Here is a 21,240-nt window from a genome sequence, read left to right on the forward strand (position 1 = left end):
GCCGGGCCGATCCCCGGCCGCACCCCACCCGCGCGCGACACGACCGTCCGCGCTCGTCTCCTTCGAGGTCACCATGCTCCGCAAGCCTCTGCTGCTCGCCGCCAGGTCCACCGCCTGCCGCCGGATCGTCGAGCGCACCCCCGTCACCCGCGCCATGGTCCACCGGTTCGTCGCCGGCGAGGCCCTGGACACCGCCCTGCCCGCCGTCGAGGCCCTGGCCGGCGACCGCCTGATCACGCTGGACTTCCTCGGCGAGGACACCAAGGACCGCGCCCAGGCCGAGGGCACCGTCCTGGCCTACGAGGACCTGCTGGCGGCCCTGGGCGAGGCCGGGCTGGGCGACCGCGCCGAGGTGTCGGTCAAGCTGTCCGCCGTCGGCCAGTTCCTGGAGCGCGACGGCGAGAAGATCGCCCTGGAGAACGCCCGGCGCATCGCCGAGGCGGCCCGGGCCATCGGCACCACGGTCACCCTGGACATGGAGGACCACACCACCACCGACTCCACCCTGGGCATCCTGCGCGAGCTGCGCCAGGACTTCCCGTTCGTGGGCGCGGTGCTCCAGGCCTACCTGCGCCGCACCGAGGCCGACTGCCGCGACCTGAGCGGCGCCGGCTCCCGGGTGCGCCTGTGCAAGGGCGCCTACGACGAGCCCGAGTCGGTGGCCTTCCGCGACAAGCACGAGGTCGACAAGGCCTACGTGCGGGCGCTGCGCATCCTGATGGAGGGCGAGGGCTACCCGATGGTCGCCTCGCACGACCCGCGGATGATCGCGATCGCCGGGGAGCTGGCGGCCGCCAACGGCCGCGGCGCGGACGACCACGAATACCAGATGCTGTACGGCATTCGCGAGGAGGAGCAGGTCCGCCTGGCCGCCGAGGGCAAGCGCATGCGCGTTTACGTCCCCTACGGCACCGAGTGGTACGGCTACTACATGCGCCGTTTGGCCGAGCGCCCCGCGAACGTGCTGTTCCTCGCACGCGCGCTGATCACGCGCAACTAGTTCCACACTGGTCCCACCTGGGACGACGGGGGCACGGGCCGGGGTTTCGACCCCGGCCCGTCATTTGTGTTCAGCGGGGGTTTACGGGCGTCACCCGGAGCCGTTTCCCAACGGTGACCTGGGCCGTGGAACTCCGGTCGAGTCCGGTGCGTTACCTTGTGGGCAGCAAACCACGGTTTCGAAAGGTCAATACCGGACATGCGGATGCGCAGTTCCAACCCCGTTCTCAAGCGGGCGCTCCAGCAGGCCGGCCCGGCAGGGTACGGCCAGCAGCAGGGCTACGGTCAGCCGGGCTACGGACAGCCGTACCCGCAGCAGGGTTACGGCCAGCAGGGCTACGGCCAGCCCTACCCGCAGCAGGGCTACCCCGAGCAGGGGTACCCGCAGCAGGGCTACCCGGGCGGTCCCGCCCAGGGCTTCGGCGAAGCCCGGATGACCATCGACGACGTCGTCGTGCGCACGGGCATGTCCCTGGGCCTCGTCGTCGTCACGGCCGTCCTCAACTACTTCCTCTTCCAGGCCAACCCCGGCCTGGCCATGCTCCTGGCGATCGGCGGCGCCCTCGCCGGCCTGGTCCTGGGCCTGGTCGTCGGCTTCAAGGGCATCGCCAACCCGGTCGCCACCCTGGCCTACGCGGCCCTGGAGGGCCTGCTCGTCGGCGGTCTGACCGCCGTGCTCGCCGGCACCCTCGACGCCTCCCAGGGCGCGGGCTCGGGCGGCGTCCTGATCACCCAGGCCGTGATCGGCACCTTCCTGGTGTTCGGCGTGATGCTGGCGCTGTACAAGTTCCGGATCATCAAGGTCACCGACGGCTTCGTCAAGGTCGTCGCCTACGCCTCCATGGGCGCCCTGGCCCTGATGCTGGTCAACTTCGTCGCGAGCTTCTTCATCGCCGGCGGCATCGGCATCCGCGAGGCCAGCCCGCTGGGCCTGGTCGTCAGCCTGGTCTTCATCGTCATCGCCGCGTGCACCCTGGCCCTGGACTTCCGGGGCATCGAGGAGGGCATCAACGCCGGTGTCCCGGCCAAGACCTCCTGGCTGTTCGCCTTCGGCCTGACCGCCTCCCTGGTCTGGCTCTACATCGAGATCCTGCGCCTGCTCTGGATCATCAAGTCGATGTTCGGCGAGTAGCCGACGGGGCCTGATCCACAGCACGAGGAAGGGGCCGTTCCGGCGATGCCGGTACGGCCCCTTCTGTCATGCCTCGGTTGTGGATACGGTCTGGAGCCGCCCTTAGGCCGACTCCGTCTCCGGGCTCCGCTCGCCCGCGCGGCGCGGTGCGGGGATGGAGCGGTTCCGTCGGCGGCGGTCGTACTCGGTGACGAGGGCCTGGGCGTACCACGGCGGCAGTCCGTACTCGTCGGCGAGCCAGTGGGCCCGATCGGAGCAGCGGAGCAGGCCCGGTCCCTGATCGAGGGCGTCGAACCACTCGTGGAGTCCGCGGCCGGTGACGGCCGGGATGCGTTCGATGAGCTTGGCGTGGACTTCCGGCGAGTGGGTTACCGGCATGGGCACCTCCGGCAGTGCGTTGGCGTTTGACGCTTACCAGCGACACTGCATCAGGATCACGATCTGGACAAGCCCCGGACACCGGCTTTTACCTTGCATGTGTGGGAACGTTTGCCAAGGTTCCCTGGACGACCGTTCCCACCGGTGCTAGGCGGCCTGTGCACGCGTTCCGGAGTCACTCCGGTCGGCGTGGCATAAGTCCGGAAAACGCTGAGGGGTCCGGAAAAACGAAGAAAGGGGCCGGGGACGACCGTCCCCGACCCCGCACACGGATCACGCGGATCGCATGGACCACACGGGGCGGATCAGCTCAGGCGCTCGAAGATGGCCGCCATGCCCTGGCCGCCGCCGACGCACATGGTCTCCAGGCCGAAGGTCTTGTCGTGGAACCGGAGCCCGTTGATCAGGGTGCCGGTGATGCGGGCGCCGGTGCTGCCGAACGGGTGGCCGACCGCGATGCCGCCGCCGTTGATGTTCAGCTGGGAGTCGATGTCCACGCCCAGCTGGTCGGCGGAGGGCAGGACCTGCGCGGCGAAGGCCTCGTTGATCTCGACCAGGTCGATGTCGCCGATCGCCATGTTGGCGCGGGCCAGGGCCTGCTTGGAGGCCTCGACCGGGCCCAGGCCCATGATCTCCGGGCTCAGGCCGGTCACGCCGGTGGAGACGATGCGGGCCAGCGGGGTCAGGCCCAGCTGCGCGGCCTTGGTGTCGCTCATGATGACGAGCGCGGAGGCGCCGTCGTTGAGCGGGCAGGCGTTGCCCGCGGTGACGGTGCCGTCGGGGCGGAACACCGGCTTGAGCTGGGAGACCTTCTCGTAGGTGGTACCGCGGCGGATGCCGTCGTCGGTGGTGACCACGGTGCCGTCGGGCAGGGTGATCGGGACGATCTCGCGCTCCCAGAACCCGTTGTCCAGGGACTTCTCGGCGAGGTTCTGCGAGCGGACGGCGAACTCGTCCTGGCGCTCGCGGGAGACGCCGGTGATCTGGGCGACGTTCTCGGCGGTCTGGCCCATCTCGATGTAGGCGTCGGGCAGGGCGCCGTCCTCGCGCGGGTCGGTCCAGACGTCGGAGCCGGCCTCCTTGCGCTTCTCGGTGCGGGCCTTGGCGTCGGCGAACAGCGGGTTCTCGTTCTGCGGGTTGTCGCTGCTGCCGTTGACGAAGCGGCTCACGGTCTCCACGCCGGCGGAGATGAACACGTCGCCCTCGCCCGCCCGGATCGCGTGCAGGGCCATCCGGGTGGTCTGCAGCGAGGAGGAGCAGTAGCGGGTGACGGTGGCGCCGGGCACCGTGTCCAGGCCGAGCTGGACGGCGACCACGCGGGCCATGTTGAAGCCCTGCTCGCCGCCGGGCAGGCCGCAGCCCAGCATGAGGTCGTCGATCGAGGACGGGTCCAGCTGCGGGACCTTGGCCAGGGCGGCGCCGATGACCTGCGCGGCGAGGTCGTCGGGACGGATGTCCTTGAGCGAACCCTTGAAGGCGCGCCCGATCGGGGAACGGGCGGTGGCGACGATGACTGCTTCGGGCATGGCGGCGTCCCTATCGGAGTGGAGCTACAGGTGTGCGACCGGCATGCTACCGGTCACGGCAGGTCTTGTTACCAGTCAGTAAACCCGGAGGCGGCCCTCCCGCGCCACCCGGGGTCGCAGTTGTCCGTGATCTCACCGATCCCCGGAATCCGTGCGCGCCTCCTCGGCCGGCGCGCCCGTGTCCGCGGACACCCGCTCGCGTTCGGACCAGGGCACCCGCAGGCCCGCCAGGGGCAGGCGGATCAGAGCCGACCAGCGGCCCCGCCGCCCCTGCGCGGGGTCGCCCGCGGCGGACACCTCCGTGCCCGGGTTCTCCGCGGCGACCACCGCGGCCCGGTCCACCGGCAGGATGCCCGTGGCCGGGAGGGCGTCCGGCTCCGGGAGCAGCCCCAGCGCCGTGCACACCGACGGCAGCACCGCGAACGCCGCCTGGGCGTAGCCGCGCGCCGACGGGTGGAACCGGTCGGGGCCGAACATGAGAGAGGGGTCGGACCGGAACTCGTCGGCCAGGATGTCGCTCAGGGACACCGTGCGGCCGCCCGCCTCGGTGACCGCGATCGTCTGCGCGGCCGCCAGCTGGCGCGAGGCGCGCCGCGCCACCGAGCGCAGCGGCCACCCGATGGGGCGCACCGTGCCCAGGTCCGGGCAGGTCGCCACCACCACCGCCGTCCCCCGGGCGGTCAGCTCCCGCACGACCTCGCGCAGGTCGGCCACCGCGTCGCTGGGCCGCACCCGGCGGATGACGTCGTTGGCGCCGATGAAGACCACCGCCACGTCGTAGCGGGTGCCCTCGGCCAGCGCCCCGGACCGCTCCGCCTGCCCGGCCAGGGTGGCCGAGGTCGCGCCCGGGAACGCGGTGCAGCGCAGCCGCACCGGCCGGTCGGCGGCGTTGGACAGCCCCGTCGCCAGCATCAGCGCGGGCGTCTGCGCGGCGGTCTCGACGGCGAACCCGGCCGCCGTGGAGTCGCCCATCATGAGCATTCGCAGCGGCGGCCCCGAGCCCTGGCCGTGCAGCCCGTTGACCACCGGCCGCTCCCACGCGGTGACCCCCACCGCCCGGCGGGCCAGCCGGGCCTGGAGGTAGAGGAGGGCCAGCGTTCCCGCGCCCACCAGGGTGAGCCCGCCGCCACCGAACGCGGTGGCCGCGGCGATCCGCCGGGCGCGTGCGGCTCGCAGCATCGGGACGACCTCCGCGACGTTCGAGACCTCCGACCCGTCGACCCCGTGCGGCGGGCCGGTCGGACACCCGACGTTACCGGCGGGCGACGACCGGGTCACGTACCCCGGCGCAACAGCGTCCGAACTCCGGGGTGAGCACATGCGAACCCCCGGGCGACACCCCGGACCGGACCGCCCTTCTCCGCACGAGCCGAACCCGCTGATGAGGGGCGTTAGAGTCGGATTGAGACGGGCCGGACCGGCCCCACGGCCCCGGGCTCACGCCACCGGGGCGCGAGTCGAACGGCGGGCCGAGACCCGGTCGCCACGATGCAAGGGAGCATGAAGTGCGGGTATACGACTCACTGATCGACCTGGTGGGGAACACCCCGCTCGTCCGGCTGCGGAAGGTGACCGAGGGCCTGGGGCCGAACGCGCCCACCGTGGTCGCCAAGGTCGAGTACTTCAACCCGGGCGGCTCGGTCAAGGACCGCATCGCCCTGCGCATGGTCGAGGCCGCCGAGAAGAGCGGCGAGCTCAAGCCGGGCGGCACCATCGTGGAGCCGACCTCGGGCAACACCGGCATCGGCCTGGCGATCGTCGCCCAGGAGAAGGGCTACCGCTGCGTCTTCGTCTGCCCGGACAAGGTGGGCCCGGACAAGCTCTCGGTGCTGCGCGCCTACGGCGCCGAGGTCGTGGTGTGCCCGACCACGGTCGCCCCCGAGCACCCGGAGTCGTACTACTCGGTCTCGGACCGGCTGGCCCGCGAGATCCCCGGCGCGTGGAAGCCCAACCAGTACGAGAACGTGAACAACCCGGAGTCGCACTACCACTCCACCGGCCCGGAGATCTGGGACCAGACCGAGGGCCGCATCACGCACTTCGTGGCGGGCATCGGCACCGGCGGCACCATCAGCGGCACCGGCCGCTACCTCAAGGAGATCTCCGACGGCGCGGTGAAGGTCGTCGGCGCCGACCCGGAGGGCTCGGTGTACTCGGGCGGCTCGGGGCGCCCGTACCTGGTGGAGGGCGTCGGCGAGGACATCTGGCCGGGCACCTACGACACCGGGGTCTGCGACGAGATCGTGGCGGTCAGCGACAAGGACTCGTTCCTGATGACCCGCCGCCTGGCCCGCGAGGAGGCCCTGCTGGTGGGCGGCTCCTGCGGCCTGGCCGTGGCGGCGGCGCTGGAGGTCGCGAAGAACGCCGGCCCCGACGACGTGATCGTGGTGCTGCTGCCCGACGGCGGCCGCGGCTACCTGGGCAAGATCTTCAACGACGAGTGGATGGCCGACTACGGGTTCCTGTCCGAGGAGACCGAGGAGGCCACCGCGGGCGAGGTGCTGGCCGCCAAGGGCGGGGAGCTGCCCGACTTCGTGCACGCGCACCCGGACGAGACCCTCGGCACGGCCGTGGCGATCATGCGCGAGTACGGGGTCTCCCAGCTGCCGGTCATGAAGGAGGAGCCGCCGGTGATGGCGGCCGAGGTGGTCGGCGCCATCGCCGAGCGCGACGTGCTGGACGCCCTGTTCGACGGGCGCGCGCAGCTGGACGACCACGTGGAGGCGCACATGGGCCGCCCGCTGGCCACGGTGGGCACCGGCACCCCGGTGGGCGACTGCGTGCGGCTGCTGCGCGACTCGGGCGCGCTGGTGGTGCTGCGCGACGGCAAGCCGGTGGGCATCCTCACCCGCCAGGACCTGCTGGCCCACCTGTCGAACTGACGTAGCGGCCAGGCCGTACGGGGCCCGGGCGGCGTTCGGAACCGAGCGTTGTTCGGGCCCCGGTGCGTACGGAACGGACATCGGAGCGCATACTCGAACACTGCTAATGTTCGCGACGAGGCTACTGGCAGGTAACACATGGGAGCTCGCGTGTCGCGGCTGTTGTCCTGGATCATCCGTTCGCTCTGGTCGTGGGCGCGCGGCCATGCGGAGATCCGCTCCGGTTCCCGCGCTGCGAACAAGTTCGCGCGCTTCGGCGACGGCTCCGCCATCGCCTTCCCCACGGCGACGCTCTACGGCGAGCCCTGGATCGAGATCGGCGCCTTCACCGTGCTGGGCGGGGACATGACCCTGGCCGCCGGGATGGGCCCCGACTACGACCTGGGCCCGGGCACCGTCGTGCGGATCGGCTCGGGGTGCGCCATCGGGCGCGGCTCCCACATCGTCGCCCACAAGTCGATCGACATCGGCGACCACGTGTACACCGGCCCCTACGTGTACATCACCGACCAGAACCACTCCTACGCCAACACCGAGATCCCGGTCGGCCTCCAGTGGCCGGTCGACGACCCGGTCAGCATCGGCGCGGGGACCTGGATCGGCGCGAACGCGGTGATCCTGCCCGGCGTCCACCTGGGCCGCAACTCCGTCGTGGCGGCCGGGACGGTCGTGCGCCCGGGCACCTACCCCGACCACGCCGTCATCGCGGGCATCCCGGGCAGGGTCGTGCGCACCTACGAGCCCGAGCTGGGCTGGCAGCCGCCGCTGCGCGACACGGGCACCCCCACCCGCGTGCCCACCCCGGCCGCCGGGCCGCTGCCCGGCGCCCCCGAGGAGCCCCCGCTGCCCGGCACCCCCACCCGCTTCCCGCCCGCCTGAGCGGAGGACGGCCGGCTGCCCTGTGCCGCCGGACCGGCGCCGCCGGGCGCCGTCCCCGAGCGGCGCCCCTTCGCGATGGGCCCGCCTGCCCGCCGTGGGCCCGCCCGCGGTGATGCCGCCCGGGCGCCCCGTACCGGCGGCCGGGCCCGGACGGTGGTCCGGGCGCCCTGTCGCGGCCCCGGGCGGGCCGTAACGTCCCTCCCGTCACCCGTCACCCGTCACCCGTCACCGCCCACCCGTCGCCCGCCACCGCCCGCCCACCACCACCCACCCGTCGCCCACCACCACCCACCCGTCGCCCACCACCACCCACCCGTCGCCCACCACCACCCTCAACGGACGGCCTTCGGCCGCAGACCTCCCACTTACGGACGGCCTTCGGCCGCGGTCCCTCATAGCGGCGGCGAGCCCCGTCGGTGCAGGAAGAGGGGCTGTGGAAAACGGGTCCGGGGAGGCCCACGGGGACTATCGTGGTGCCCATGAAGTTCGACGGATTCGAGACGCTGGCCATCCACGCGGGCCAGGAGCCCGACGCGGGCACCGGGGCCGTGGTGGTGCCGATCTACCAGACCAGCACCTACGCCCAGGACGGCGTGGGCGGGCTGCGCCAGGGCTACGAGTACTCGCGCACCGGCAACCCCACCCGGGCCGCACTGGAGGAGTGCCTGGCCGCACTGGAGGACGGCGTGCGCGGCCTGGCGTTCGCCTCCGGCATGGCGGCCGAGGACACCCTGCTGCGCACGGTGCTGTCGCCGGGCGACCACATCATCATCCCGGGCGACGCCTACGGCGGCACCTTCCGGCTGATCTCCAAGGTGGTCGAGCGCTGGGGGGTCACCTGGGACGCGGTCGACCAGACCGACACCGAGGCGGTGCGGGCGGCGGTGCGCCCGCGGACCAAGGTGATCTGGACCGAGACGCCCACCAACCCGCTGCTCAACATCACCGACATCGAGACGGTCGCGCAGATCGCCCACGACGCCGGGGCGATCCACGTCGTGGACAACACGTTCGCCTCGCCCTACCTACAGCGGCCGCTGACCCTGGGCGCGGACGTCATCGTCCACTCGACCACCAAGTACCTGGGCGGGCACTCCGACGTCGTCGGGGGCGCGCTCGTGGTGGCCGACGCCGAGCTGGGCGAGCGGCTGGCGTTCCACCAGAACACCATGGGTGCTATTCCGGGGCCCTTCGATTCCTGGCTGACCCTGCGCGGGGTCAAGACCCTGGGCGTGCGGATGGACCGGCACAGCGCCAACGCCGAGAAGGTGGTGGCCGCCCTGGAGGGCCACCCGGCGGTGCGGCGGGTCTTCTACCCGGGCCTGGAGGGGCACCCGGGCCACAAGATCGCCGAGCGGCAGATGCGGTCCTTCGGTGGGATGGTCTCCTTCGCTCTGCGCGACGGGGAGAAGGCTGCTCTGAGGGTGTGCGAGCGTACGCAGGTCTTCACCCTGGGCGAGTCCCTGGGCGGGGTGGAATCCCTGATCGAGCACCCGGGGCGGATGACGCACGCCTCCACCGCGGGTTCCCCGCTGGAGGTTCCGGCGGATCTGATCCGGATCTCCGTGGGCATCGAGTCGGCTGACGACCTGGTGGCCGATCTGCTACAGGCGCTGGAGGGCTGAGGCGGCGGCGGGCCCCTGCGGGGGTCCGCCCGCCGTTCCGGGGCGTGGTCGCGGGGCGGAATGCTCCGCCGGGCGAGCCCTGGGCGCTCGCGGCGATGCCGCGCGGGCTCTGCGGCTGCACTGCCGGGCCCGACGCGGCGCTCCTGCTCTGTCAACGGGGTGGACTGCGACGGGGGTGGGCACTCCGTTGTGCCGTGCGGGGCGCCGCTCCCGACCGTTCCGGCTAGACCGTGGTGGGCGTACGGTCTCGCTCGGGGGCGGGTCGGGGAGCGGGGACCCGGGCGGTGCCGCGGGCGGTGGTGCGGGGCGCGCCGCCGGCCGTGCCGCGAGCGGCGGTGCGGGTGGCGCCGGGGCGCGGGGTCGGGTTGGCGAAGTGCAGGCCGACGACCATGCTTCCGGTGCGGGAGAGGGCGCTGTTGTCGTCCTCCTCTCGGAGGGAGCGGTAGCCCCCTCGGCCGTCCTGGCGGCGGATGCCGATCGAGATGGCCAGGAAGAATCCGGCGGCCAGGGCCAGCAGGAGGCCGCCGACGGCGATGATGAGGCTTGCGATCATGATCTGTTCTCCGTGGTGTGTCTGTGTTCTTCCTTATCCGTGTGGAGGTGCCGCCACCGGTCGGTGGGGCCCGGGACCGCGGGTGCGGTGTCCGTCTGCGGGCGAGGGGTGAGGGGTGTCCGGGCCTTGATCGTCGCTTTTCCGTGTGACCATCTGGCGGCGCCACCGTGTACTAAGGGTGGCCTTCACATAAGATGGGTTCATTGGAACCGGACGGACCTGTTTGGCTGGTGTACCGATCACCTTGTTGGTACAAGCTAGGTTGTTGGTCTAGAAGCTACCCCCTTGAGGGCTGACTTATGCGGGCAGAAAGCAGATATCGACAGATCGCCCGGGCGTTGCGACGGGAGATACAGGAGGGGAGCCTGCCCCTCGGCGGGCAGCTGCCCTCGGAGAAGCAGCTCGAAGAGCGCTTCAGCGCCTCCCGCAACACCGTCAGGCTGGCGCTGGGCATGCTCCGCAACCAGGGCCTGATCGTCAGCCGTCCCGGCCGCGGCCACTTCGTGCAGGACGTCGTCCCCGAGACCTTCCACGCCAACCGCTCCAAGGGCGCCGACGGGTTCACCGAGTCCAACATGGCCGGGCAGACCCTGGAGGAGCTCCAGCTCCTCAGCGCCAGCGCCGACCTCGCCAGCCGGCTGCGCGTCCCCGAGGGCGACATGATGGTGGTCCGGCGCATGTACCGCTTCTCCGGTGAGATCTCCGGGTCCATCAGCTCCGCGTTCTACCCGATGGACCTGGTCCAGGGCACCCCGCTCATGCTGCCCGAGGACGTGGAGAGCGCCCTGTCGATCCTGGCCGAGCACGGCCACCGGCAGGTCGGGTTCGTGGACGAGCTGGAGACCCGGATGCCCAGCCCCAACGAGGCCGCCCAGCTGGAGCTGCCCCCCGGGGTCCCGGTGCTGTACGTCCACCGCACCGACGTCTCCGAGGAGCGGCCGATCCGGGTGGTGGAGACCGTCTACGCCGGTCACAGCATCCGCTACCAGTACGAACACGGTGACATCGGTGCCTACCACCGCGACTGATCCGCGTGCCCTCCGAACGCCCGCCCCGCCGGGGCCGGCGTTCCGGGGGTACGCGGTCGTCCCCGCGGGGGAGAACCCGGGACGGGGGCCGTGCGTTGACAAGCCGTGGCCGCCTGCTTTGCGGGGGCGGTCACCCCACGGCCGACGACGACCGGACGGACGGGACTGAAGACACGCATGAGCACGTCAAGGAAGACAGTGGTCGCCGACCACCTGCGCGAGGCCCTCTCGCGCGGCGACTTCAAGCCCGGCGAGCGCCTACCGGGCGAGGAGGAGCTCGCCGAGCGGTTCGGCGTGTCCCGGGCCACCGCCCGGCTGGGCATGCGCATCCTCCAGGACGAGGGGGTCATCGCCATCCAGGCCGGGCGCGGCGCGTTCGTCGCCGACCACCGGCCCATCGTCCACCTGGCCACCCCGGTGACCGGCGGCACCGACTCCGAGCGCTTCGAGGACGGCTACCAGCCGCACCTGCGCGAGGCCGGGTACGACCAGATCGAGCAGCGGATCAAGGTCAGCCTCGACACCATGCGGCCCCGGGTGGCCAAGCGCCTGCGCTGGGGCGGCGAGGAGGAGGGGCCCAACGGGGGCCTGGTCGTCATCCGCTCCTGCGACCGGTTCGTCGAGGGCGGCCTGTGGCAGTCCCAGATCACCTTCTTCCCCTTCACCATCGCCAGCAACACCCCGCTCATGTCCCCCCAGCGCCTGGACGAGGGCGTCGCCTCCGTGCTGCGCGACCTGGGGTACCGGGAGGAGTGGAACTGGGACATCGTGGGCGCCCGCATGCCCTCCCAGGACGAGGCGGACTCCTTCAACCTGGGCCCGGGCATCCCGCTGCTCGTCCACGAGCGGGTCGTCTACGACGGCGACCGCCCGCTGCGGTTCACCGAGACGGTCATGCCCGCCAACCGCCACCAGCTGCTGTACTCCGGCGGCGACGCCCCGGAGGAACTGCTGCTCATGGCCTCGGACGTCAACATCTTCGAGCGCTGAAGCGCACGTGCAAAGGCACGTGAGAAGGGTTCATGCACGCGGCCACGGCCGCCCGCCGAGGTAGGCGTCCAGCAGCAGGGGCGCCAGCGCGTCGGCGTCGGCCGCCACCGCCCGCACCCCGCGCCGGCGCACCACCACGTCCCGGAAGGCGCGCAGCCGCGGGTCGTCGGAGAGCAGGAAGAACGTCACCCTTGACCCCTCCCGCACCGCCGCGTCCAGCTCGGCGACCGTCAGCTCCCCGGTGCGCGGGCTCGCCGGCCAGGAGAACCGGGCGTCGCCGTCCTCGCCCAGGTGAGCGGTCGGCTCCCCGTCGGTGACCACCAGAACGCGGTGGGCCAGGCCCGGGTGGCGCCTGCGGTACCCGCGCGCCAGCCGCAGCGCGTGGTGCAGGTTGGTGCCGGGCACCCGCCCCCACGGGTGGGCGACCAGCTCGGCGGGCCCCGTCTCGCGGGCGGTCTCGCCGAACCCCACCCACTGCACCCGGTCCCCGGGGTGGCGGCGCACCAGCGCGTCCAGCGCCAGCGCGGTGCGCACCGCGGCCTCGTGCAGGGAGCGCGCCGCCATGGAGTGGGACAGGTCCACCAGCAGCGACACCGCCAGCCCGGCGGAGGGCTCGGTCTCGGCCGACCGCAGGTCCTCGGCGCGCAGCGCGGCCGTGTCGGCGGGGTCGGCGGCCCGGCGCAGCATCGCCCGGCGCATGCTGGCCACCGCGTCCAGCGGCCGGTCCGCCCGGTGGGGGACGTCGCGGCCGGTCGGGTCGGCGCCGGGGCCGCCCTCCCGGTCGCCCGGGTGCGGTCCGGGGCGGCGCGCGTCGCGCGCCTCGCCCAGCGCCACCTCGGCCAGCCGGCGCAGCTCGCGCGGGCTCAGCCCGTGGTCGGCCCGGTCCAGCCGGTCCCACAGCCCACGGGCGTCCGCGCCCAGGGCGCGGCCCAGCACGGCGCCGGGGGAGTCCAGGTTCTCCAGGGCCGACCGGTCGCCCTCCGCGTAGCGGGACACCGCCTTCTCCACGGTGCCGACACCCTCGTCGGCGTCCCCCGCGTCCGCGATCAGGTCGAGCAGGGCGCGGGCCGCCCCCAGGGCCTCCGGGGGCGGCGGGTCGGGCTCGGCCAGGGGGTCGGGGCCTCCCATGTACGCCCGGTACCGGAACCTCACAGCCACTACCTCCTGGGGGTGCACGACGAACCGGTATGTTCCCGGCTTTCAGAACCGGTAGACCCCTCCGTCGGCAACGATGTCCTTGGACAGGCGTCGCTCCAGGTAGAGGCCCTCCAGCGCGAACTCGACCACGGCGGCGGCCAGCCCGGGTGAGGCCGCGCCGTCCTCCTCCTCGGGTGCGGCGGCCGCGATCAGCGCCGCCAGCCCGGGCACCGTCCCGATCCGGCGCAGCAGCTCGGCGGCGCCCACCAGGTCGCCGCTCTCCACGGTGCCGCCCGCGGCGAACCGCTCGGCCAGCGGGGACAGGTCCGCCTCGCCCAGCCGGGCGCGGAACGTGTCGGAGACGGCCCGGCGCAGCAGCCCGAGCAGGATCGCCTCCCCGTCCTCCTCGTGGCCCATCGCGAACTCCACCTTGCCCAGCAGGGAGGGCACGGCGGCGGTCAGGTCGCACACCCGGGCCACCGGGACGTCCTCCCCGGCCACCGCGGACCGGCGCAGCGCGGAGGCGGCCACCGTCTCCACCGCCGCCACCGCGAACCGCACCGACACGCCCGACCGGGGGTCGACCTTGCGGGAGCCGCGGGCCAGCCGGGTGAACCGGGCGACGGCCTCCCACAGGTGCCCGGGGACCACGGTGCCGCCGGGTACCGCCGCCTCCTGGCGCAGCACCGCCCGCTCGTCCTCCAGGGTCGGCGGGTAGTGGGTGCGCACCTGGGCGCCGAACCGGTCCTTGAGCGGGGTGACGATCCGCCCCCGGTCGGTGTAGTCGTCGGGGTTGGCGCTGGCCAGCAGCAGCACGTCCAGCGGCAGGCGCAGCGTGTACCCGCGGATCTGGAGATCGCGCTCCTCCAGCACGTTGAACAGCGCCACCTGGGCGCGGGCGGGCAGGTCGGGCAGCTCGTTGACGCAGAACACGCCCCGGTTGGCGCGCGGCACCAGGCCGTAGTGGACGGTCTCGGGGTCGCCCAGGGACCGGCCCTCGGCCAGCCGGGCCGGGTCGATGTCGCCGATGAGCTCGGCGGTGCCGGTGTCGGGGGTGGCGAGCTTCTCCCCGTAGCGCTCGCCGCGGTGGCGCCACACCACCGGCAGCTCCTCGCCCAGGTCGGCGGCCCGCCGCAGGCAGGAGGGGCACACCGGGGCGTAGGGGTGGTCGTTCACGGGACATCCGGCGACGGCCGGCGACCACTCGTCCAGCAGGTCGGCGACGGCGCGGATCAGCCGGGTCTTGCCCTGGCCGCGCTCGCCGAGCAGGACGGCGTCGTGCCCGGCCAGCAGGGCGCGCTCCAGGGCGGGCAGCACCGTGGCGTCGAACCCGTGCATGCCGGGGAAACGGGGCCGTCCGGCGGCCAGGCGGGACAGCAGGTTCGCGCGGATCTCGGCGGCCACGGTGCGGTGCCCGTGGCCGGAGGCGCGCAGCCCGGCCAGCGTCCGGGGCAGGGCGGAGGGAGGCGGAGGTGTCACCCTTGAGAACCTACTCCGCGCGGGCGGCCGATGGTGGCCGGGACCGGTCTCGGCCGGGTCCCGAAGCGGGCTCGGGGTGGGAGAATGACGGAGGGTGGCACCCGCGTCCGGCGGGTCCGACAACACGGGGGAGTCCAGCCGGTGGCGCGGTTCGGCGATGCACTGACGACCGGGGCCGACCTGGTGAACGCGGCCGAACGCGCGGCTCTCACCGCCCTGGAGCGTCTGGACGGCCCGGCCGACCTGGTGTGCTTCTTCATCTGCGGCGCCGACACCGAGGAGGTCTCCCTGGCCGGGGCCCGTGTGATGGAGCTGGCGGGCGCCTCGCTCACCCTGGGGTGCAGCGCCACCGGTGTCATCGGCGGCGGCCGGGCGGTGGAGGGCCAGGGCTCGGTCAGCGTGTGGTGCGCCCGGCTGCCGGGGGTGGAGCTCACCCCGTTCCGGCTGGACACGGTGGTGGAGGGCGAGCGGCTCACCGTGGTGGGCATGCGCGAGCCGGGGCCGCGCGACAAAGCGGCCCTGCTGCTGGTCAACCCCTACGAGTTCCCGGCGCGGGAGTTCGTGAGCGAGTCCACCCGGGCGCTGGGCGGGCTGCCGCTGGTGGGCGGCATGGCCGACGGGATGCTCGGCGAGGGGTCGGTCCGGCTGTTCTGCGACGGCTCGGTGGCCGAGAACGGCGCGGTGGGCGTGCTCATCGGCGGCGAGGGTGTGCTGGGCGCCGTGGTGAGCCAGGGGTGCAGACCGATCGGCCCGTCGATGACGGTGACCGGGTCGCGCGACAACGTGGTCAAGGAGCTGGCCGGGGAACCCGCCTACAGCCGCCTGGAGGAACTGCTGGAGACGCTCTCGGAGGAGGACCGGGAGCTGGCGGCGCAGGGTCTGCAACTGGGCATCGCCATGGACGAGTACGCCGACCACCACGAGCAGGGCGACTTCCTCATCCGCTCGCTGACCGGCGCCGACGCCGAGGCGGGGACGCTGGTGGTCGACGAGTCGGTCGAGGTGGGGCAGACGGTCCGCTTCCAGGTCCGCGACGCCGGGACGGCGGACGAGGACCTGGCCCGGCGGCTGGCCGACTTCGGCGAGCGGCACCGGGTGGGCGCGGGGCTGCTGTTCTCCTGCAACGGGCGGGGCGCGGCGCTGTTCCCGCACGCCGACCACGACGTGCTGGCGGTGCGCCGGGTGCTGGGGGCGGAGGCGGTGGCGGGGTTCTTCGCGGCGGGGGAGATCGGCCCGGTCGGCGGGGTCAACCACCTGCACGCGTTCACGGCCTGCCTGCTGGCCTTCGCCTGATCCGCCCGAACCGCCAGATTCCTCCGGAACGGACGCCCGTTTCCCTGCGGCGAACCGGACCTTTACCGCCGTATCACCAACACTCGACACGAGTTCCTTGAGCGTGCGCATACCGGGGCGCTTACTAAGGGTGAGAGATATCCTCACTCTGTGTGATCAACGGGAAAGGTCCATCATGCCCAGGTGTGCACCCACTTCGATCCGCATGCGCGGCAGGCGCTGGGCGGTGGCCGGGGCACTGGTCCTGCTGCTCCCGCTCGTGCCCCGGCCCGCCTTCGCGGAGACCGGCTGGCTCCCCCAGGACCTGGGGTCCGCCGACCGCATCGGCCTGGTCCTGGCCTCCGGAACGCTGCGCCTGGACGAGGCCGCCGACCCCTCTGCCTCGCTGCGCCGCGAGCGCGGCGCCCGGCTCACCGGCCTGGCGACCTTCCCCGAGCAGTCCCTGGAGCGGACCACCGACACCGTCGACGTGCGGGTGGGCTCCTCCGGCGACCCCCGGGACGTGCTCGCCGAGGTGCGCGGCGTCCGCGCCGACGGCATGTGGACCGAGTGGCACCCCACCCCCGACCGCGGCGGCCGCATCGCGCTGTCCGCCGACGTCTCCCGGGTGCAGCTGAGGGTGGGCATCGACGGCGCCGACACCGCCGTCACCGAGCTGGGCGTGCGCCCGCTGGAGGGCACCGGGGACATCCCGGCCGGCCTGCCCGACGACCCCGCGCCCGAGCCCGCACCCCTGCCCGACGACAACGACGCGGACGGCAACGACGCCGAGGGCGGCGGGGACGGCGGCGGCGACCCCGACACCGGCGGCGGCGACCCGCCGCAGGACGAGGCTGACCGCGACGACGACATCCCCGAGCGCCCCTTCTCCGCGCGCCTGTTCGCCACCCGCATCGGCCTGGTGGGGGACACCACCGCCAACGGGCACACCATCCGCGCCGACGACCACTTCGTGGCCCTGCCCTCCCGGCGCGGCCTGGCCACCCGGGGCGGCGGCGAGTACACCGTCCGGGTGTGCAGCACCGGCGCCCTGGGCCCGGAGGGCAAGGGCGACACCGAGGACCACGAGGCGCGCTGCGCCTACCTGCCCGTCTGGGACGTGGGCCCGTGGAACATCACCGACGACCACTGGAACGCCGACCGCCAGTCCTGGCGCGACCTCGACCGGGGCCGCCCCCAGGCCCAGGCCGCCTACGCCCAGGGCCACAACGGCGGCCTGGACGGGTTCGGCCGCCGGGTGCGCAACCCGGCCGGGATCGACCTGGCCGACGGCGCGTTCAACGGCGGGCTCCGGCTGCCAACCAACGGCTGGGTCCAGGTCGACTACCTGTGGACGGGCGAGTACCGCCACCGCATCGAGGTCACCACGAGTACGCAGCGCGACCCGGTCGTGGTGCGCGGCGGCCCGGGCCGGGAGCACCCCGACGTCGGCCTGGCCGCCCACAAGGCCAACATCGACGTCATCTGCCAGGAGCGCGAGGCGTCGGCCGACGGTCGGCGGGACAGCGGCGACACCTGGTACCGGATCGGCGAGGACCACTACATCCCGGCGGTCCACACCGAGGGCGGCACCGACGCCCCCGCCTGCGTCTAGTCCCGGGGTTCGGCCGGGGGCGGGGGTGAGGTCCGGACGACCGCGGTCCCGGCCAGCCGGTCGTGCAGGGTGCGCCCCTCGGGGGAGAGGGCGCCCATGCTCTCGACCAGGGTGAAGCACTGGCCGATACAGGGCAGCGACTGGGGCAGGCAGAGCACGGTGGCGCGTACCGCGGCATGGCCGCGGCCGGGCCCGCCGCCGTCCGGGCCGACCACGGCGATGCCCGTCATCAGCTTCCCCGGGGTGGCGCCCAGGGCGACGAGGAAGACCCACTCGTAGAGGAACAGCAGCACGGTCCCGCCGGAGAGCAGCAGCCCCATCCAGGTCACGGACATGAGGTACCCGTCGACGGGCAGCGCCGCGGCCGGGAGCGAGGCGAGGGCGAACAGCGCCGAGACGACGGTCGCCGCCAGCACGATGTCGATGAACCGGGCCGCCGCGCGCAGCGACACGGGGGCCGGTTCCGCGCCGGGGCCGGCGGGTGCGGTGTCTCCCGCGGGTTCGGCGCCGCCGGGGTGGGACTCTGTCATCGGAGCGGCCTCCTCAGCGGCGGGAGTGCACGACGACGGTCCCGGCCGCACGGTCGTGCAGGGCCAGGCCGTCCTCGCCCAGCGCCGCCATGCTCTCCATCAGGCTCAGCAGGTGGCCGACGCAGGGCAGCGACTGGGGCAGGCAGAAGAACGCCGAGCGGCCGATGGCCTGGCCCTGGGTGAGGCGGCCGCCGTCGGCGCGGGTCACCTTGATCCCGAGCATCATCTTGCCCAGCGTGGCACCCCAGGTGACCAGGAACAGCCAGTCGTAGAAGAACAGGAACAGGCCCCATCCGAAGAGGAACAGCCACCCCCACACCTCGCCCTGGGCGTCGGACGTCTCCGCGCCCCCGGTGATGACCACGATGACGAGCGCCATCACGATGAAGAACCCCGTGGCGGCGATCACGGCCAGCACGTAGTCGATGAGCCGGGCCGACAGGCGGCGGCCGAACGAGGCGCGTTCGGGGCCCGCGGGCACGGGTTCCGGCTCGGGCGGCGGCGGCATCCACCCGCCCTGCGGGCCAGGGGGAGGGGGCGGACCAGGGAGAGGGGGCGGACCGGCGGGACCCCAGCCGCCCTGGGGAGGACGGCCGCCGTGGCCGGGACCCTGGGGGTTCCAGTAAGGCGAGGACATCGTGCCCTTTCGGTGGTCGGTGGGGCGGCGGCCATCGGCCGCTCTCGGAGATCTCTCAGAGACTACGACGCACCCGGGCTCCCAGGGGATGCCCGCGACACACGCGTTCCTTGCGCCACATGCGGTGAGGGGCGGCACCAGCCGCCCCTCACCGCCTCGGCCCCCGTGCGGGGACCCGCCCTACATGCCGCTGTAGGGGACCGCCTCGATGATCTCGACCCCCAGGCTCTTGCCGTTGGGCAGCTGGTAGCTGACCTTCTCGCCGACGGCCTTGCCGTTGATGGCGGAGCCGAGCGGGGAGCGCGGGGAGTACACGTCGATCGGGGAGCCGCTCTCCTCCCGGGAGGCGAGCAGGAAGGTCACCTCCTCGTCGTCACCCTCGAACATGACGGTGACGGTCATTCCGGGGCCGACCACGCCCTCGGTCCGAGGGGCTTCGCCGACCCGCGCGGTGCGCAGGATCTCGGTGAGCTGGAGAATGCGGGCCTCCATCTTGCCCTGCTCCTCCTTGGCGGCGTGGTAGCCGCCGTTCTCCTTGAGGTCACCCTCCTCGCGGGCCGCCTCGATCTTCTCCGCGATCTCGATGCGCCCGCTCCCCGTCAGGTGGTCCAGCTCTGCCTTGAGCCGGTCGTACGCCTCCTGAGTGAGCCAGGTGACGTTGTCATCGCGGGTCTGGGTCACGGGAACTCCTTGTGTACTAGTAGCAAAGGCCACCAGGCGGCCAGAGCTGAACTTACGAGAATATCACCGTGTGTCATGGCACACGGTTCCCGAAGATCCCGCTCGGTCACCCGAACCGGCAGGGAAAGGGGTTCGGCGGTGTCAGTCCTGCGAACCTTGTTCCCTGCAAGAGGCCACTTCTACCGTTGCGGCCTGACGAACCGTCTCAACGGTCGTGGAGACCATGCGGTTCCCCGACTCCGTCGTCACGGTCGTCTGCCCCACCTCCACCAGGCGCTCGTCCAGCGCGCGGATCAGGCACACGGCCCCGTCACGGCTGTTCACCTCGTAGGTGATGGTCGCCTCCGACGCCGACGGCGCCGACGAGGTGATCACCTGGTGGTACACGCCCCCGCCCAGCCCGGTGTAGCTCATGACCGCGTAGCCCCACCCGACGGCGCACAGCACGGCGAACGCCGAGGCGATCACGAAGAAGACCGGGCCGTTGCCGTGGTGCTTGCGCAGGGCGGGCGCGGTCTCCTCGTCGGGGACGGCCGCGTCGGCGGCCGGCTCGTCGGCGCTCTTCACGGCGTCTTCCTCCGGGGTGGTGGGCATCGGGAATCTCCGTACACGGGGACGGTGTTGTCTAAGATATCCCCGACCTGACAGCCCCCCCGCGCGGCCCGCACCAAGTTGCCGAACGCGCCGTGATCAGGGGCGCCTGACGGTACGCCCCTGCGACCGTCGACCGAGTCAAGGAGAACCCTTCGTTGTCCGAGCGCCTGCGGCTCATGGCCGTGCATGCCCACCCCGATGACGAGTCCAGCAAGGGCGCGGCCACCATGGCGCGCTATGTCGCCGAAGGAGCGGACGTGCTGGTCGTCACCATGACCGGTGGCGAACGCGGTGACATCCTCAACCCCGCCATGGAGCGGCCCGACGTCCGCGAGAACATCGCCGAGGTGCGCCGCCGCGAGATGGACCGCGCCCGCGAGATCCTCGGGATCCGGCAGGAGTTCGCCGGTTTCGTCGACTCCGGCCTGCCCGAGGGCGACCCGCTGCCGCCACTGCCGGAGGGCTGCTTCGCCCTCACCCCGGTGGAGGAGGCCGCCGCGCCCCTGGTGGAGTCGATCCGCCGGTTCCGCCCGCACGTCATCCTCACCTACGACGAGAACGGCGGTTACCCCCACCCCGACCACATCATGACCCACAAGGTGTCGATGCACGCCTTCGACACGGCGGGCGACCCGGACGCCTACCCGGGCACCGGCGACCCCTGGCAGCCGCTCAAGCTGTACTACTTCGTCTCGTTCCCGTTCGAGCGGTTCGAGGCGATCACCTCGCTGCTGGAGGAGAAGGGGCTGGAGAACCCCTACAAGGAGTGGATCGACCGCATCAAGGACCGCGGCGACCGGCCCACCTGGGAGATCACCACGCGGGTGGAGTGCGGCGGGTACTTCGACGTCGCCGAGAAGGCGCTGAAGGCGCACGAGACCCAGGTGGACCCCAACGGGTTCTGGTTCGCGGTGCCCAACGACATCCTCGCCCAGGCCTGGCCGACCGAGGACTACCACCTGGTGCGGTCGCTGGTGGACACCGAGGTCCCTGAGACCGACCTCTTCGCGGGTGTCCGCGACGCAGTGAGAGTATGAGCGTATGAACCACCTTCTCGTGTCCGTCGCGGCGAACGCCAATACGTTCACCCTGGACAAGAACACGGTCACCCCGGGCGTCCTGGGCTTCCTCGTCGTCTTCGCCGTCGGCGTGGCCCTGTACCTGCTCATGCGCAGCATGACCGGCAAGCTCAAGGCGGTGCGCGGTGAGCGCACCATCGAGGAGCCGGTGGACGTCGCGGCCGCCCCGGCCCTGATCGAGGACGACACGAAGAAGGACTCCTAGCCCGACCCGTGGGCGCGCC

21 protein-coding genes are annotated in these 21,240 nt (G+C 72.7%); 11 read left to right on the forward strand and 10 right to left on the reverse strand.

The features are described 5' to 3' along the window. Positions 1–73: 73 nt before the first annotated feature. Positions 74–1,000 carry a proline dehydrogenase family protein gene (locus ACJOT3_RS16470; RefSeq protein WP_406973694.1) on the forward strand — a complete coding sequence of 309 codons (927 nt, stop codon included), beginning with the start codon at positions 74–76 and terminating at the stop codon, positions 998–1,000. 198 nt (positions 1,001–1,198) lie between these two features. Then, complete coding sequence (locus ACJOT3_RS16475; protein WP_406973652.1) at positions 1,199–2,131, forward strand: Bax inhibitor-1/YccA family protein; 933 nt, start codon at positions 1,199–1,201, stop codon at positions 2,129–2,131. Between the two features lie 102 nt (positions 2,132–2,233). On the opposite strand, the gene ACJOT3_RS16480 is transcribed toward ACJOT3_RS16475, so the two are convergent. The 3 genes from ACJOT3_RS16480 to ACJOT3_RS16490 form a co-directional block, all read right to left on the reverse strand. After that, the gene (locus ACJOT3_RS16480) at positions 2,234–2,509 is read right to left on the reverse strand and encodes a DUF4287 domain-containing protein (protein ID WP_406973656.1); all 276 of its coding nucleotides are present in this window, start codon (positions 2,507–2,509) and stop codon (positions 2,234–2,236) included. Positions 2,510–2,814: 305 nt separating this feature from the next. Then, the gene (locus ACJOT3_RS16485) at positions 2,815–4,035 is read right to left on the reverse strand and encodes an acetyl-CoA C-acetyltransferase (protein WP_406973658.1); all 1,221 of its coding nucleotides are present in this window, start codon (positions 4,033–4,035) and stop codon (positions 2,815–2,817) included. Between the two features lie 132 nt (positions 4,036–4,167). Then, the gene (locus ACJOT3_RS16490) at positions 4,168–5,214 is read right to left on the reverse strand and encodes an SGNH/GDSL hydrolase family protein (RefSeq protein WP_406973660.1); all 1,047 of its coding nucleotides are present in this window, start codon (positions 5,212–5,214) and stop codon (positions 4,168–4,170) included. Between the two features lie 326 nt (positions 5,215–5,540). Here ACJOT3_RS16490 and ACJOT3_RS16495 point away from each other — a divergent pair, with 326 nt between their 5' ends. The 3 genes from ACJOT3_RS16495 to ACJOT3_RS16505 all read left to right on the forward strand — a co-directional run bounded on the left by ACJOT3_RS16495 (position 5,541) and on the right by ACJOT3_RS16505 (position 9,421). Then, the gene (locus ACJOT3_RS16495) at positions 5,541–6,917 is read left to right on the forward strand and encodes a cystathionine beta-synthase (protein WP_406973662.1); all 1,377 of its coding nucleotides are present in this window, start codon (positions 5,541–5,543) and stop codon (positions 6,915–6,917) included. A gap of 138 nt (positions 6,918–7,055) precedes the next feature. Beyond that, entirely contained in the window at positions 7,056–7,796 is a 741-nt protein-coding gene (locus ACJOT3_RS16500; RefSeq protein WP_406973664.1) for an acyltransferase, read from the forward strand. A gap of 479 nt (positions 7,797–8,275) precedes the next feature. After that, the gene (locus ACJOT3_RS16505) at positions 8,276–9,421 is read left to right on the forward strand and encodes a cystathionine gamma-synthase (protein ID WP_406973666.1); all 1,146 of its coding nucleotides are present in this window, start codon (positions 8,276–8,278) and stop codon (positions 9,419–9,421) included. Positions 9,422–9,644: 223 nt separating this feature from the next. Here ACJOT3_RS16505 and ACJOT3_RS16510 read toward each other — a convergent pair whose 3' ends face one another. Then, positions 9,645–9,974, reverse strand: coding sequence for a hypothetical protein (locus ACJOT3_RS16510; RefSeq protein WP_406973668.1), 330 nt, complete (start codon positions 9,972–9,974; stop codon positions 9,645–9,647). A gap of 299 nt (positions 9,975–10,273) precedes the next feature. Between ACJOT3_RS16510 and ACJOT3_RS16515 the strand changes: the two genes are divergently transcribed. Then, the gene (locus ACJOT3_RS16515) at positions 10,274–11,002 is read left to right on the forward strand and encodes a GntR family transcriptional regulator (RefSeq protein ID WP_406973670.1); all 729 of its coding nucleotides are present in this window, start codon (positions 10,274–10,276) and stop codon (positions 11,000–11,002) included. 177 nt (positions 11,003–11,179) lie between these two features. Next, the gene (locus tag ACJOT3_RS16520) at positions 11,180–11,992 is read left to right on the forward strand and encodes a GntR family transcriptional regulator (protein WP_406973672.1); all 813 of its coding nucleotides are present in this window, start codon (positions 11,180–11,182) and stop codon (positions 11,990–11,992) included. Positions 11,993–12,022: 30 nt separating this feature from the next. Here the strand turns inward: ACJOT3_RS16520 and ACJOT3_RS16525 are convergent, their stop codons facing one another. After that, on the reverse strand, positions 12,023–13,120 hold the full coding sequence (locus ACJOT3_RS16525; RefSeq protein ID WP_406973674.1) for a vWA domain-containing protein: 1,098 nt from the start codon (positions 13,118–13,120) through the stop codon (positions 12,023–12,025). Positions 13,121–13,192: 72 nt separating this feature from the next. After that, positions 13,193–14,608 (reverse strand): sigma 54-interacting transcriptional regulator, encoded by a 1,416-nt coding sequence (locus ACJOT3_RS16530; protein WP_406973676.1) that lies wholly within the window; start codon positions 14,606–14,608, stop codon positions 13,193–13,195. A gap of 141 nt (positions 14,609–14,749) precedes the next feature. Between ACJOT3_RS16530 and ACJOT3_RS16535 the strand changes: the two genes are divergently transcribed. Both ACJOT3_RS16535 and ACJOT3_RS16540 read left to right on the forward strand, forming a co-directional pair. Beyond that, on the forward strand, positions 14,750–15,901 hold the full coding sequence (locus tag ACJOT3_RS16535) for an FIST signal transduction protein (RefSeq protein ID WP_406973678.1): 1,152 nt from the start codon (positions 14,750–14,752) through the stop codon (positions 15,899–15,901). A 205-nt stretch (positions 15,902–16,106) separates the two neighbouring features. Beyond that, the gene (locus ACJOT3_RS16540; RefSeq protein ID WP_406973680.1) at positions 16,107–17,495 is read left to right on the forward strand and encodes a DUF8814 domain-containing protein; all 1,389 of its coding nucleotides are present in this window, start codon (positions 16,107–16,109) and stop codon (positions 17,493–17,495) included. On the opposite strand, the gene ACJOT3_RS16545 is transcribed toward ACJOT3_RS16540, so the two are convergent. The 4 genes from ACJOT3_RS16545 to ACJOT3_RS16560 all read right to left on the reverse strand — a co-directional run bounded on the left by ACJOT3_RS16545 (position 17,492) and on the right by ACJOT3_RS16560 (position 19,937). Beyond that, positions 17,492–18,025, reverse strand: coding sequence for an RDD family protein (locus tag ACJOT3_RS16545; RefSeq protein WP_406973682.1), 534 nt, complete (start codon positions 18,023–18,025; stop codon positions 17,492–17,494). The two genes, ACJOT3_RS16540 and ACJOT3_RS16545, sit on opposite strands and share 4 nt — an antisense overlap. Before the next feature lie 13 nt (positions 18,026–18,038). Then, a complete protein-coding gene (locus tag ACJOT3_RS16550; RefSeq protein ID WP_406973684.1) occupies positions 18,039–18,533 on the reverse strand; it encodes an RDD family protein in 495 nt (164 codons plus the stop codon). Positions 18,534–18,842: 309 nt separating this feature from the next. Further along, positions 18,843–19,343, reverse strand: a complete 501-nt coding sequence (gene greA, locus ACJOT3_RS16555; protein WP_406973686.1) for a transcription elongation factor GreA — start codon at positions 19,341–19,343, stop codon at positions 18,843–18,845. 141 nt (positions 19,344–19,484) lie between these two features. Next, entirely contained in the window at positions 19,485–19,937 is a 453-nt protein-coding gene (locus tag ACJOT3_RS16560) for a DUF4307 domain-containing protein (RefSeq protein ID WP_406973688.1), read from the reverse strand. A 155-nt stretch (positions 19,938–20,092) separates the two neighbouring features. On the opposite strand from ACJOT3_RS16560, the gene mca reads away from it, so the two are divergent. Both mca and ACJOT3_RS16570 read left to right on the forward strand, forming a co-directional pair. Further along, positions 20,093–20,974, forward strand: a complete 882-nt coding sequence (mca, locus tag ACJOT3_RS16565; RefSeq protein WP_406973690.1) for a mycothiol conjugate amidase Mca — start codon at positions 20,093–20,095, stop codon at positions 20,972–20,974. A gap of 4 nt (positions 20,975–20,978) precedes the next feature. Continuing rightward, on the forward strand, positions 20,979–21,221 hold the full coding sequence (locus ACJOT3_RS16570; protein ID WP_406973692.1) for a hypothetical protein: 243 nt from the start codon (positions 20,979–20,981) through the stop codon (positions 21,219–21,221). The last annotated feature ends 19 nt before the right edge of the window (positions 21,222–21,240 follow it).

The organism is Nocardiopsis protaetiae (genome assembly GCF_045446735.1).
GTDB lineage: Bacteria > Actinomycetota > Actinomycetes > Streptosporangiales > Streptosporangiaceae > Nocardiopsis > Nocardiopsis protaetiae.